The sequence below is a fragment of the Stenotrophomonas rhizophila genome, from assembly GCF_000661955.1.
Taxonomy (GTDB): domain Bacteria; phylum Pseudomonadota; class Gammaproteobacteria; order Xanthomonadales; family Xanthomonadaceae; genus Stenotrophomonas; species Stenotrophomonas rhizophila.
In genome coordinates this window covers 4115228-4127810 of sequence record NZ_CP007597.1, presented here as the reverse complement: position 1 = coordinate 4127810, position 12583 = coordinate 4115228, and the positions used below count along the sequence as shown (strand labels likewise).

The 12583-nt window shown below is 68.7% G+C and carries 12 protein-coding genes (1 of these 12 only partly in view); 4 read left to right on the top strand and 8 right to left on the bottom strand.

The window, feature by feature from the left end:
• Positions 1-30: 30 nt before the first annotated feature.
• The 6 genes from kdpC to pyrE form a co-directional block, all read right to left on the bottom strand.
• The gene (kdpC, locus tag DX03_RS18115; RefSeq protein ID WP_051598916.1) at positions 31-702 is read right to left on the bottom strand and encodes a potassium-transporting ATPase subunit KdpC; all 672 of its coding nucleotides are present in this window, start codon (positions 700-702) and stop codon (positions 31-33) included.
• On the bottom strand, positions 699-2750 hold the full coding sequence (gene kdpB, locus DX03_RS18110) for a potassium-transporting ATPase subunit KdpB (protein ID WP_038690968.1): 2052 nt from the start codon (positions 2748-2750) through the stop codon (positions 699-701). Before kdpB ends, kdpC begins: the two co-directional genes overlap by 4 nt.
• Before the next feature lie 11 nt (positions 2751-2761).
• Complete coding sequence (gene kdpA, locus DX03_RS18105) at positions 2762-4480, bottom strand: potassium-transporting ATPase subunit KdpA (protein WP_038690966.1); 1719 nt, start codon at positions 4478-4480, stop codon at positions 2762-2764.
• Between the two features lie 12 nt (positions 4481-4492).
• Positions 4493-4585: a potassium-transporting ATPase subunit F gene (locus DX03_RS18100; RefSeq protein ID WP_038690964.1), complete on the bottom strand. Its 93-nt coding sequence runs from the start codon at positions 4583-4585 to the stop codon at positions 4493-4495.
• Positions 4586-4981: 396 nt separating this feature from the next.
• Positions 4982-5644, bottom strand: coding sequence for a hypothetical protein (locus tag DX03_RS18095; protein ID WP_038690962.1), 663 nt, complete (start codon positions 5642-5644; stop codon positions 4982-4984).
• A 21-nt stretch (positions 5645-5665) separates the two neighbouring features.
• Positions 5666-6325 (bottom strand): orotate phosphoribosyltransferase, encoded by a 660-nt coding sequence (gene pyrE / locus DX03_RS18090; RefSeq protein ID WP_038690961.1) that lies wholly within the window; start codon positions 6323-6325, stop codon positions 5666-5668.
• A 194-nt stretch (positions 6326-6519) separates the two neighbouring features.
• Here pyrE and DX03_RS18085 point away from each other — a divergent pair, with 194 nt between their 5' ends.
• From DX03_RS18085 to DX03_RS18075, 3 genes are all read left to right on the top strand, one after another.
• Complete coding sequence (locus DX03_RS18085) at positions 6520-7320, top strand: exodeoxyribonuclease III (RefSeq protein ID WP_038690958.1); 801 nt, start codon at positions 6520-6522, stop codon at positions 7318-7320.
• On the top strand, positions 7317-8687 hold the full coding sequence (locus tag DX03_RS18080; RefSeq protein ID WP_038690956.1) for an AmpG family muropeptide MFS transporter: 1371 nt from the start codon (positions 7317-7319) through the stop codon (positions 8685-8687). Before DX03_RS18085 ends, DX03_RS18080 begins: the two co-directional genes overlap by 4 nt.
• Before the next feature lie 84 nt (positions 8688-8771).
• The gene (locus tag DX03_RS18075; RefSeq protein WP_038690954.1) at positions 8772-8999 is read left to right on the top strand and encodes a hypothetical protein; all 228 of its coding nucleotides are present in this window, start codon (positions 8772-8774) and stop codon (positions 8997-8999) included.
• Positions 9000-9269: 270 nt separating this feature from the next.
• Here the strand turns inward: DX03_RS18075 and DX03_RS18070 are convergent, their stop codons facing one another.
• Together DX03_RS18070 and DX03_RS18065 are read right to left on the bottom strand one after the other, a co-directional pair.
• Entirely contained in the window at positions 9270-10397 is a 1128-nt protein-coding gene (locus tag DX03_RS18070) for an anhydro-N-acetylmuramic acid kinase (protein ID WP_038690952.1), read from the bottom strand.
• An 89-nt stretch (positions 10398-10486) separates the two neighbouring features.
• Positions 10487-11962 (bottom strand): M23 family metallopeptidase, encoded by a 1476-nt coding sequence (locus DX03_RS18065; RefSeq protein ID WP_038690950.1) that lies wholly within the window; start codon positions 11960-11962, stop codon positions 10487-10489.
• A 168-nt stretch (positions 11963-12130) separates the two neighbouring features.
• Here DX03_RS18065 and tyrS point away from each other — a divergent pair, with 168 nt between their 5' ends.
• On the top strand, positions 12131-12583 hold the 5' end (the start) of the coding sequence (gene tyrS / locus DX03_RS18060) for a tyrosine--tRNA ligase (RefSeq protein ID WP_038690948.1). It continues 759 nt past the right edge of the window; only the first 453 of its 1212 coding nucleotides appear in the window; the start codon lies at positions 12131-12133; the stop codon falls past the right edge of the window.

The following is a 12583-nucleotide window of genomic DNA, read 5'->3' as shown; positions in this document are numbered from 1 at the left end:
GATTGTGCGCCCGGGACGGTACGCAGCGCATCAAGGCATCCCGTAGAGCCCGGCCTTGCCCGGCTGCCCGTCCTGCGCATCCAGCGCCAGGTTCAACGTCATCACGTTCACCCGCGGCTGCCCGAACACGCCCCACTGCGGACCCAGCGTATGCGCCTTCACCAGCGCCGCCACCTGCTCAACCGGCAGCCCACGGCTGCGCGCCACCCGCGCCATCTGCACCTGCGCGGCGGCTGGCGACAGCTCCGGGTCCATGCCGGCGCCCGACTGCGTCACCAGGTCGCCGGGCACCTGCGCCGGCGTTATCCCTTCGCGCGCGGCCACTGCGGCGATGCTGGCCTGCACGCGTTCCTGCAGGGCCGGGTTGCTGCGCGCCAGGTTGCTGCCGGCCGCGGCCATCGGGTCGTAGTTGGCCGCCGACGGGCGCGCCTGGAAGTAGCCGTCGCCGGTGAACGGCTGGGCGATCAGCTGCGAGCCGCGCACCTGGCCGTCGCGGATGAGCAGGCTGCCGTCGGCCTGCGCCGGAAACAGCAGCCGGCTGGCGCCGGTGGCGGCCAACGCGTGCGCCAGGCCGAGCAGCAGCAGGCTGACCAGGCCCAGCATCAGCGCCGGGCGCCACGCGCCGTGCTGCTGCAGGGTGGCCGCATCCACGGCGCGGGCGCGCGCGGTGCGGGGCAGGGAGGTTGCAAGTGAGCGGTTCATGCGCCGAATACCGAGACAAGGAAGAGGTCGATCAACTTGATGGCCGCGAACGGCAGCAGCACGCCGCCCAGGCCGTACACCAGCATGTTCCGGCGCAGCAGCGCGGTGGCCGTGGCCGGGCGGAAGCGCACCCCGCGCAGAGCCAGCGGAATCAACGCCGGAATCACCAGCGCGTTGAAGATCAGCGCTGCCAGCACCGCGTTGCGCGGGCTGGACAGGTGCATCACGTTCAATGCCGCCATCGCCGGCAGGGTGGAGGCGAACAGCGCCGGCAGAATCGCGAAGTACTTGGACACATCGTTGGCCAGCGAGAAGGTGGTCAGTGCACCGCGCGTGATCAGCTGCTGCTTGCCCACTTCCACCACCGCCAGCAGCTTGGCCGGGTCCGAATCCAGGTCGACCATGTTGCCGGCTTCCTTGGCGGCCTGCGTGCCGGAGTTCATCGCCAGGCCGATATCGGCCTGGGCCAGCGCGGGGGCGTCGTTGGTGCCGTCGCCCACCATCGCCACCAGCCGTCCACCGGCCTGTTCGGCACGGATGCGGGCCAGTTTGTCTTCCGGGCGCGCCTCGGCGATGTAGTCGTCCACGCCGGCTTCGGCGGCAATGGCCGCGGCGGTGAGCGGGTTGTCGCCGGTGATCATCACCGTGCGGATGCCCATGGCCCGCAGCTGCGCGAACTTCTCGCGCATGCCGTGCTTGACCACGTCCGACAGCTCGATCACGCCCAGCACATGCCGCCCTTCGCAGACCACCAGCGGGGTGGCGCCGTTGCGCGCCACCTGCTCCACGCGGCCCGGCAGTTCGGCCGGCACCGTGCCACCCAGCTCGCGCACATGGGCGGTGATCGCATCGGAGGCCCCCTTGCGGATGCGCCGGCCGCCGTCCAGGTCCACGCCGGACATGCGGGTCTGCGCGGTGAATGCCAGGTAGTCCGCACGGTCCGGTTCGGCAGTGGTGCAGCCCTGCTCGCGCGCCAGGCGCACGATGGACTTGCCTTCCGGGGTGGGGTCGGCCAGCGACGACAGCAGCGCCGCTTCGCGCAGCTGCGTGGCGTCGATCCCGGCCAGCGCATGGAAGTGGGTGGCCTGGCGGTCGCCGTAGGTGATGGTGCCGGTCTTGTCCAGCAGCAGCACGTCCACGTCGCCGGCCACTTCCACCGCCTTGCCCGACTTTGCCAGCACGTTGGCGGCCAGCGCCCGGTTCATGCCGGCAATGCCGATGGCCGGCAGCAGCCCGCCGATGGTGGTGGGAATCAGGCACACCAGCAGCGCGATCAGCAGCAGCGGATCAACCTGCACGCCGACGAACGCACCAATCGCCGGCAGCGTGGCCACCACGATCAGGAAGGTAAGCGTCATCGCCGCCAGCAGCAGGGTCAGCGCGACCTCGTTGGGCGTCTTCTGGCGGTTGGCGCCTTCCACCAGCGCGATCATGCGGTCCAGGAAGCTGTGGCCCGGCTCGGCGGTGATGCGCACGATGATCTGGTCCGACAGCACCTTGGTGCCGCCGATCACGCCGCTGCGGTCGGTCCCGGCCTCGCGCAGCACCGGCGCCGATTCACCGGTCACCGCCGCTTCGTTGATGGTGGCCAGGCCCTGCACGATCTCGCCGTCGGCCGGAATCAGTTCGCCGGCACTGACAATCACATGGTCGCCCGGGCGCAGCTCGGCGGCCGGTACCTGGGTTTCGCTGGCCCCGGCATGCGCGGCAGCCAGCCGGCGCGCGCTGAGGTCCTGGCGAGCCCGTCGCAACGAGGCCGCCTGGCCCCGGCCGCGGGCTTCGGCCACGGCCTCGGCGAAGTTGCCGAACAGCACGGTCAGCAGCAGGATCGCGGTGACCGCCAGGCCGAAGCCCAGCGGTGCGTTGCCGCTCAGGGTGACCACCAGGCTGACCACGGTGCCGGCCATCACCACCGCCATCACCGGGCTGTGCAGCAGGTGACGGGGCGACAGCTTGATCACCGCATCGCGCAGGGCGCGGCGCCAGCCGGCCGCGTCGAGCAGGCGCTGGCGGCGGTGGGAAGAAACGTTCAAGGGATAGGTACTCATGGGGTCACATCTCAATGCAGGGTCAGCGACAGGTGGTCGGCCACCGGGCCCAACACCAGCGCCGGCATGAACTGCAATACGGTCAGGACAACGATCAGCGCGATCAGGGTCAGCGCGAAGGTCGGGGTTTCAATCTGCAGCGTGCCGGCCGATTCCGGGGCGCGCCGCTTGGCGGCCAGCTGCGCGGCCACGATCAGCGGAATCACCAGCACCGGGTAGCGGCCCAGCAGCAGCACCAGCGTGCAGCTCAGGTTCCACCACGGGGTGGCATCGCCCAGGCCTTCGAAGCCCGAGCCGTTGTTGGCGAACGCCGACACATACTCATAGAACACCTGGCTGACGCCGTGGAAGCCCGGGTTGGAGGTGCCGGTGATCGACGGAATGGCCAGCGTGATCGCGGTGAAGCCCAGGATGGTGATCGGCTGCAGCAGCACCAGCAGGGCCAGCAGGCGCACCTGAGGAGTTTCCAGCTTGCGGCCGAGCAGTTCCGGGGTACGCCCGGTCATCAGCCCGGCCAGGAACACGCCCAGCAGCAGGTACACGATGAACTGCTGCAGGCCGCAGCCAATGCCGCCCCAGATCGCGTTGACCAGCATGTTCACCATCGGCACCGCACCGGCCAGCGGGCTCAGCGAGTCATGCATGCCGTTGACCGAGCCGTTGGACACCTGGGTGGTGATGGCCGCCCACATGCCGGTGCCGTCCGCGCCGAAGCGCACTTCCTTGCCTTCCATCAGCAGCGGGCTGGCCGCGGTGGCCGAGTGGCCTTCCAGCCACACCGTGGCCGCCACCGACACGCTGGACATCGCCAGCATGCAACCGAACACCAGCCCGGCCAGGCGCTTGCGCCCGGTGAACGCGCCCAGCATGAAGATCACCGCGATGGGAATCAGCAGAATGCCGATCAGCTCCAGCGCGTTCGACAGCGGGGTGGGGTTTTCCAGCGGCATTGAGCTGTTGGGGCCATACCAGCCACCGCCATTGGTGCCCAGCTGCTTGGCCGCCACCATCGCCGCCACCGGACCCAGCGGCAGTTTCTGCGTGTCCATGCCGGCGGCGGCATCGATCGGCGTGGCCTGCGGACCGGCCGCCAGCGTGGAGGGCACGCCCTGGCTGGTCAGCAGCACCGCCCACAGCAGGCACAGCGGCAGCATGAAGCGCACGCACGAACGCACTACGTCGGCGTAGTAGTTGCCCACGTCCACGCGGCGGTCGGCGCTGAGCTGCGCGGCCTGCTGTGCGTCCACGTCTTCTGGACGCGCACCGAACAGGGCGCGCAGGGTGGCCACCACCAGCGCCAGACCCATCATCGGCGTCACCACCTGCAGGCCGGTGATCGCGGTCATCTGCGCGAAGTACGACAGCTGCGCCTGGCCCGAATAGTGCTGCTGGTTGGTGTTGGTCAGGAACGACACCATGGTGTGCAGCGCGGTGTCCCAGCGCATGTTGGGGATCTGGTCGGGGTTGAACGGCAGCCAGGCCTGGGTCATGAAGACGGCCTGCACCAGCACCGCGATCACCACGTTGCTCAACAGGAAGGCGCCCACATAGCCGCGCCACGACATGCCGCGCGCCGGGTTCACGCCCAGCAGCCAGTACAGCGGTTTTTCAACCAGCCCGAACAGCGCATCGCCGCGCATCGGCGCACCGCGCATCACCCGGGCCAGGTACAGCCCAAGCGGAAAGGCCAGCACGATGCTGGCCAGCAGGATCAACAGGATCTCGGTCATGGTCGGCTCCGGTCAGAACGCTTCGGGCCGAAGCACGACATACAGCAGGTAGGCGGCGGCAACCAGCACCAGCACGCCGCACAGCAGGGAAAGCCAGGCAGACATGGCAATGGCCTCAGGCGCAGGAAAGAAGGGCGGCGGTGCAGGGCGCACCGGCGGCAGGGGAAACAGGCAGAAACAGGCTCATGGGACGTCCAGGTGGAACCACTCCACGTCAGGCGCCCATCGTGTTCCCCACCGGCGTAAACGCTCCACGCCGCAACCGGCCCCGCCGCGTAAAAAGTGCATAAAACCTGCGCAGGCATGCTCATCGCGCAACCCGCACACCGCCCCGTAGAGCCGGGCTCTGCCCAGCTGCCCGTAACGCGTCACCTGCCCCGGATCTACGGCAGCGGGGCAGAGCCCCGCTCTACGCCGGTGGGGCGCCCACGCCCGGTTCCCACCCGCCCCCACAAAAAAAGGCGGCCCAAGGCCGCCTTCTCTTCCCTTCACACCGCGCGCTTAGCCGCGCGGATTGGTCCCCACGCCCTTCAGCAGCCGGTACCGCTGCAGCGTCTCCTCGATCTCCACATCCAGCGCACGGCGCTGCTGCTCGAACGAGTTCTGCATGCGCAGCTGCGCCACCAGTTCGGTGTGCCGCTGGCGAATGCTTGCCGCCTGCTTCTCCACCACCGGCTGCCCGGCCAGTTCGCGATCGCCGGCGGTGCCCAGCAGGCTCACCAGTGCGTCGCGCAGGCTGGCCACGTTGTAGCGCGCGGTCTGCACGTTGTTGTCGATGATGCCCGTGCGCTCCACGAATACCCGGCGCAGGTCATTCTCGTTTTCATACGTGGACAGCATCGCCTGCTCGGTGCGTTGGCGGGTCTCCTGCGCGGCCAGGTCGAGCTGGTGCTGCGCGGCGGCAACCGCCGCATCGGCCCGCTCTTCCTCGGTCAGGGTGCGCTCCACCTCGCCGCGACGCAGGCCACTGCTGGCGCTGAACTCCTCGCGTGCGTTGTTGATCGCATCCTGGGGCAGCGTATCGCTGCAGATACGCTCGGACCCCTTGTTCCAGCAATACAGCTTCTTCGCCTTCGCCTCGCCCTTGCCGCTCTGGGCGTGCACGGGCACCGTGGCGACGGCCAGCAACAGGCCGATGGCGGTGATCGAAACAATCCTGGACATGGTGGTCAGAGCCCCCTGCTCTCAACGCGTAGGACGGGTGCCGTAGCGGGACCGGTAGTCCTCCAGCGGCTGCCGGTACCCCACAAGTTCCGGATTTCCGGAGGCAAAATCAAGCAGGTCGGCCAGCGTGGCTACCGCCACCACCGGAATGCCGGCTTCCTCGGCCACGGACTGGGCCGCCGAACGGCGGTCGGTTTCCGAGGCGATCTCCTGGCGGTCCAGCGCCACCACGATCCCGGCCGGGGTGCCACCGGCGTCCTTGATGATGCCCAGGGCCTCGCGGATGGCGGTGCCGGCGGTGATCACGTCGTCCACGATCAGCACGCGCTTGCCATTCATGTCCGCGCCAATCAGGTTGCCGCCTTCACCGTGGGCCTTGGCTTCCTTGCGGTTGAACGACAGCGGCAGGTCGCGGCCGCGCTGGGCGAACTCGCAGGCGGTCGCGGTGGCCAGCGGGATGCCCTTGTAGGCCGGGCCGAACACCACGTCGAACTTCAGCCCGGTGGCTTCCACCGCATCGGCGTAGCAGGCGGCCAGCTGGACCATGCGCACGCCCGAATCGAAGCGGCCGGCATTGAAGAAATAGGGGCTCAGGCGGCCCGACTTGAGGGTGAACTGGCCGAAACGCAGGGCATCGGCGGTCAGGGCCAGTTGCAGGAAACGGTGGCGATGGTCGCTCATCAGGACTCTATTCAATTCATTTGGACCGCAAATCCTAATGCATGGGCGCGTTTTTCGCCCTCCGGGGCCCCGCGGCGGGCGGTCGCAGCCCCGCAGGAGGCCCCGGCCGGCACACAGCGCCGCCGCATTCCGGCACGCCGCGGCAAGGTCTTCCCGGTATGCTTTCCCGGTTACCGCTTCAGACCTGGACCCGCATGCGCATCATCAGCTTCAACGCCAACGGCATCCGTTCGGCCGCCACCAAGGGCTTCCTCGACTGGTTCCGTGCCCAGGACGCCGACGTGCTCTGCATCCAGGAGACCAAGGCCCAGGAAGACCAGCTGACCGACCCGATGTTCCGCCCGGACGGCCACCACTGCTTCTACCGCGACGCCATCACCAAGAAGGGCTACAGCGGCGTGGCCATCTACAGCAAGCGTGAGCCCGACCAGGTCATCACCTCGCTGGGCTGGGCCCCGTTCGACGACGAAGGCCGCTACATCGAGGCCCGCTACGGCAACCTCAGCGTGGTCTCCTTCTATATCCCGTCGGGCAGCTCGGGCGATCTTCGCCAGGGCTTCAAGTACGAAGTGATGGAGTGGCTGCGCCCGATCCTGGCGGAGTGGCTGGCCAGTGGCCGCGACTACGTCCTGTGCGGCGACTGGAACATCGTGCGCTCGGCGCTGGACATCAAGAACTGGAAGTCCAACCAGAAGAACTCCGGCTGCCTGCCGCCCGAGCGCGACTGGCTCAACGGCCAGTGCGTGGACACCGACCAGGCGCTGGACATCGCCGCCGGCCAGGGCTGGACCGACGCCTACCGCCTGCTGCACCCGCAGGGCGAGGACTACACCTGGTGGAGCAACCGCGGCGCGGCCCGGGCCAACAACGTCGGCTGGCGCATCGACTACCAGTTCGTCAGCCCCGGCCTGCGCGACCGCCTGCGCGCGTGCTCGATCTACCGCGATGAGCGCTTCTCCGACCATGCCCCGTTTACGGTGGACTACGCCCCATGAGTGAAGCGGTCGCCAAGCCGCGCCGGCCCTGGCAACGGGTGCTGGCCAACCTGCGCCAGCGCAAGGTGCTGGCCATGCTGCTGCTGGGCTTCAGTTCCGGACTGCCGATCTACCTGGTCGGCAACACGCTCGGCTTCTGGATGCGCAAGGAAGGCATCGAGCTCACCACCATCGGCTTCCTGTCGTGGGTGGGCCTGGCCTACTCGATGAAGTTCCTGTGGGCGCCGCTGGTCGACAAGGTCAACGCGCCGCTGCTGGGGCGTTTCGGCCGCCGCCGTGGCTGGATGCTGCTGTCCCAGCTGGTGGTGGCCGTGGCGCTGGTGGGGATGGCGCTGGTCCAGCCCAAGGGCGGCCATTTCGTCTTCCTTGGCATCGCCTGGGAACACCTGGTGGTGTTCGGGGTCATGGCCACCGTGGTGGCGTTTGCGTCTGCAACCCAGGACATCGTCATCGATGCCTGGCGCATCGAGATCGCCGAGAACAGTGAACAGCTCGGGCTGCTCACCTCCTCGGCTGCGCTGGGCTATCGCACCGCGCTGCTGGTTACCGATGCGCTGATCCTGCTGATCGCCGCCCGGGTGGGCTGGCAGATCTCCTATGAAATCATGGCCGGGCTGATGGCGCTGGGCGTGGTGGCCGTGGTGATGGCCAAAGAGCCGGCGCGCGCGCAGCTGGCGGTGCAGGCGCAGGCGGCCGCGTTGTGGACGCCGCGCGGCCTGTTCGACGCACTGGTGGGCCCGTTCGTGGCCTTCCTGCGCGAACACCGCAGTGGCGCGATCCTGATCCTGCTGGCCATCAGCATCTACCGCATGGCCGATTTCATCATGGGCCCGATGGCCAACCCGTTCTACGTGGACCTCGGGCTGGCCGAGGAGACCGTGGGCGCGGTGCGCGGCTCGGTCGGGCTGGTGGCCACTTTCATCGGCATTGCCGCTGCCGGCCTGGTGTCGGTGCGCTGGGGTGTGCTCGCCACCCTGCTGGTCGGCGCGGTGCTGGGCCCGGCCTCCAACCTCGCCTTTGCGTGGCTGGCCTATGTCGGTCCGGACCCCACCAGCTTCGCCATCGCCATGGCCATCGACAACATCTCCGGCGGCTTCGCCGGCACGGCGTTGATCGCCTACATGTCCAGCCTGACCAGCATCGGATACACCGCCACCCAGTACGCCTTGCTGAGTTCGTTCTACGCAATGCCGGGCAAGGCGTTGAAGGGGCTGTCCGGCTGGGCGGTGCAGTCGCTGGCCCAGGGCCGCACCCTGCTGGAGGGATATGCGCTGTTCTTCACCGGCACCGCACTCATCGGCATCCCGGTGGTCATCCTGTGTGCGCTGTTGATCCGGCAGCAGCGCAAACGCGCCGCCGCCGTCTGACCCGGCCGGTTGCCCGACGCCCCCCGCTGCGCCATGATCGACCCCGTTGTGCCGTGGGGGCGGTGCTTGCCAACGGGGAGAACAATGGTCGATCTGCTGCTGCGGGATCTGGACCCGCTGTTGAACGAACGCATCCGGCGCGTGGCCGTCGCACGCGGCTGGACCCGCGAATACACCTGTGTGGTGCTGCTGGAGCAGGGCCTGTTCACCAGTGAACTGGAGGTCCGCAGCGGCTTCCAGAGCCCGGAAGTAGACGCCCTGGCCGACGCCATCGCCGCGCTGCAGGCCTTGCCCGACGCCCAGGGCGTGTAGAGCCGGGCTCTGCCCGGCTGCGCCCGCGCCACGGTCCGCAATTGCCGGGCAGAGCCCGGCACTACGATCCGTCCCCACGAATGCCGGGCAGAGCCCGGCACTACGATCCGTCCCCACGATTGCCGGGCAGAGCCCGGCGCTACGCCCTGTCCCGCCTTGCGCTTGGGCGCGGCCGTCGGCATCCACCGGTAGGGTCGCGCCCCAGCCGACTGCCGACCCGGGATCAACGCTCGATACCGGCATGACCCTCAAACCAAACGGGCGCTCCGGTCACGCCAGATGGATCGCCCCCAGAATCCGCGGCCCACGCGCGCCACTCACGCTCGGCAGGTTCCCCGGCAACCCGTCCAGCGTGCGCTGCGCCAACCACGCAAACCCCATCGCCTCGAGGTAATCCGGGTCCAGCCCGTGCACCGCACTGGACTCGATCACCACCCCCGGCAGCCGCGCCGCCAGCCGCCGCAGCAGCTGCGGGTTGCGCACCCCGCCGCCGCACACCAGCACCCGCCGGGCACCCGGCAGGTGCGCCAGCAGCGCATCGGCCACGGTCGCGGCGGTCAGCTCCAGCAGCGTGGCCTGCACATCGGCGGCCGCATGCTGGCCCTCGCCCATCGCCGCCTCCGCCCACGCCAGGTGGAACTGCTCGCGCCCGGTGCTCTTCGGCGGCGGCAGCGCGAACCACGGCTCGTCCAGCCATTGCGCCAGCAACGCCTCATCCACCTGCCCACTGGCCGCAAATGCGCCATCAGCATCGAACGGCACCCCGCGATGGCGCTGGCACCACGCATCCATCAGCGCATTGGCCGGGCCGGTATCAAAGCCACGCGGCACGCCATCGCGCGGAATCAGGGTCAGGTTGGCAATGCCGCCCAGGTTGAGAATCGCCCGGTCTTCGTCGGCGGTCCCCAGCATGGCCAGGTGGAAGGCCGGCATCAGCGGCGCGCCATGGCCCCCGGCGGCCACGTCGCGGCGGCGGAAATCGGCCACGGTGGTGATGCCGGTGGCTTCGGCAATCCGGTTGGCATCGCCCAGCTGCATCGTGAAGGCCGGGTCGGCCAGCGGCCGGTGGCGCACGGTCTGCCCGTGCGAGCCGATCGCCCGCACCTGCGCCCGGTCCACGCCGCTGAGGTCCAGCAGGGCATTGGCCGCGGCGGCAAAGGTAACCCCGATCTGCGCATCGATCCGCCCCAGCGTATCCAGCGACTCGACAGCGCCGCCTTCGCCCAGTGCAATCAGCTCGGCCCGCAGCGCCGGGTCCCACGCGTGGGTGTGGCCGAAAACGAACCGGCAGCCGCCCGCCTCGGGAAACTGCACCAGCGCGGCGTCGATGCCATCGGCGCTGGTGCCGGACATCAGGCCCAGGTAGAGCGGGGTATGCGGGTCAACGACAGCGGTCATGGCAGCACAGTCAAAACGGGGTGCGCCCAGCTTCCGCGCAACCCGTTGCCGCCGTCAATGCGCGCGTGTCCGCGCGCTGTACCGGGCGATCAGCCGCGGGTGCGCCTGGCCGGCTTGGCCACGCTGGCGGTCTGCGTCTGGGCCTGGGGGTCGGCCGGGGCGGCCTGCGGCGCCGGGCTGGCATCGGCGTAGATCAGCTTTTCCATGCCCTGGATGCGGGCCAGCGCCGGTGCGGTCTGCGCGCGGAAGGCCACCAGCTCGGCACCCTTCAGCGGCTCCGGCGGCGGCATCGTCACCGACAGCGGGTTGCGGTGCTCGCCGTTGACGCGGAATTCGTAGTGCAGGTGCGGGCCGGTCGCCATGCCGGTCGAGCCCACATAGCCGATCACCGTGCCCTGGGCCACGCGCTGGCCGGTCTTGATCGCCCCGAAGCGCGACATGTGCCCGTACAGGGTGGTGTGGCCGCGGCCGTGGTCCAGGATCACCACGTTGCCATAGCCGCGCTGGGTGCCGGCGAACTGCACGCGGGCATCGCCGGCGGCCATGATCGGAGTGCCGGTGCGGGCGGCGTAGTCCACGCCCTTGTGCATGCGCATCTTGCCCAGCACCGGGTGCTTGCGTGCGCCGAAGCTGGAGCTCAACCGCGCGAACGGAATCGGCATGCGGATGAAGCTCTTCTTCAGCGGCCGCCCGCTCACGTCGAAGTACTCCGACTTGCCGTTGCGATCGAAGCGGAAGCCGCTGTAGGTCTTGCCGCCCGAGGTGAAGGTGGCCGCCAGGATCTTGCTGGTGTCCACCTTCTCGCCTTCGCGCCAGGTCTCATCCAGCACCACGCTGAAGCGGTCGCCCGGCTGCAGGTCCTTGGAGAAGTCGATGTCGTACTTGAAGATCTCGTCGGTCATCGTGGCAATCGCCGACGGCGACAGCCCGGCCTTGCGCGCGGCCGCATACAGCGAACTGGTGATTTCCCCGCTGGCCACGATGCGGCGGGTGGACGACTCGCGCTTGATCACCTTCTCGGCAATCTTGCCGTCGGCCAGCGACAGCTCGACCCGGTTGTCGGCATCGCGGTCGAAGCGGATGGTGCGCAGGTCACCGGACAGCGGCAGGTCGAAGGCGATCTCCGCGCCGGGGCGCAGCTTGGTCAGCGCCTCACGCGCACCGGGGTGGTCCAGCACCTGGTGCATCACCGTGGCCGGGATGCCGGCCTCGTCGAACAGGTTGCTCAGGGTCTGGCCACGCTGCACCCGCAGCACCTGCCAGCTGTCGCCCGGCACCTGCTTCTGGCGTTCCAGCGACAGCGGCGGCAACGGCAGGGCCAGGGTGGAGTGGCCCACCGAGTAGGGCGATTCAATGGTGTGCGAGAAGCCCGGCACGATCGTGGCCACCAGGGCGCCGATGGTGGCGAACAGGCTGGCGTGCATCCAGTGCCGGCGCGTCCAGCGCTGGTTGAAGGCGGCAGGAAGGTGCTGTTTGAGCTTCCGATGCAGGGCGGTGTCGTGGAGGACGTGGAGACGTTCCTTGAAGCGCGTCTTGCGCGCGCGGCCTTGATCGGAATTGAGCATCGTCGGTCTGTTCCTGGCTGGCCCGGGAGCGCGGGCCCAAACGTCGGTAACATAGACAGGTATAAATACCGCGTCAAACCCTTGTGCCTATTGGCTTTTGTGAAGCGCTTGCGGTTAACTACTACTTAACGTCATTCATATAAATAAGGCATTGCCGGGAGCTGTCACGTGTCATCGATTGAAGAAGCCATCGCCCTGATCGGTCGCGGTGCCGACGAAGTCCTCAAGCCCGAGGAGCTTCGCCAGCGCCTGGAAAGCGGCCGCCCGCTGCGGATCAAGGCCGGTTTCGACCCCACCGCGCCGGACCTGCACCTGGGCCACACCGTGCTGCTGAACAAGCTGCGCCAGTTCCAGGACCTCGGCCACCAGGTCATCTTCCTGATCGGCGACTTCACCGGCATGATCGGCGACCCGTCGGGCAAGAACGTCACCCGCAAGCCGCTCAGCAAGGACGACGTGCTGGCCAACGCTCGGACCTATGAGGACCAGGTCTTCAAGGTGCTCGACCGAGACAAGACCGAAGTGCGCTTCAATTCGGAGTGGTTCGGCAAGATGGGCGCGGCCGACATGATCCGCCTGGCCGGCCAGCACACGGTGGCGCGCATGCTTGAGCGCGACGAC

Coding starts and splice junctions, on each gene's coding strand:
- kdpC (WP_051598916.1), bottom strand. CDS start 702: ATGAACCGCTCACTTGCAACCTCCCTGCCCCGCACCGCGCGCGCCCGC.
- kdpB (WP_038690968.1), bottom strand. CDS start 2,750: ATGAGTACCTATCCCTTGAACGTTTCTTCCCACCGCCGCCAGCGCCTG.
- kdpA (WP_038690966.1), bottom strand. CDS start 4,480: ATGACCGAGATCCTGTTGATCCTGCTGGCCAGCATCGTGCTGGCCTTT.
- DX03_RS18100 (WP_038690964.1), bottom strand. CDS start 4,585: ATGTCTGCCTGGCTTTCCCTGCTGTGCGGCGTGCTGGTGCTGGTTGCC.
- DX03_RS18095 (WP_038690962.1), bottom strand. CDS start 5,644: ATGTCCAGGATTGTTTCGATCACCGCCATCGGCCTGTTGCTGGCCGTC.
- pyrE (WP_038690961.1), bottom strand. CDS start 6,325: ATGAGCGACCATCGCCACCGTTTCCTGCAACTGGCCCTGACCGCCGAT.
- DX03_RS18085 (WP_038690958.1), top strand. CDS start 6,520: ATGCGCATCATCAGCTTCAACGCCAACGGCATCCGTTCGGCCGCCACC.
- DX03_RS18080 (WP_038690956.1), top strand. CDS start 7,317: ATGAGTGAAGCGGTCGCCAAGCCGCGCCGGCCCTGGCAACGGGTGCTG.
- DX03_RS18075 (WP_038690954.1), top strand. CDS start 8,772: ATGGTCGATCTGCTGCTGCGGGATCTGGACCCGCTGTTGAACGAACGC.
- DX03_RS18070 (WP_038690952.1), bottom strand. CDS start 10,397: ATGACCGCTGTCGTTGACCCGCATACCCCGCTCTACCTGGGCCTGATG.
- DX03_RS18065 (WP_038690950.1), bottom strand. CDS start 11,962: ATGCTCAATTCCGATCAAGGCCGCGCGCGCAAGACGCGCTTCAAGGAA.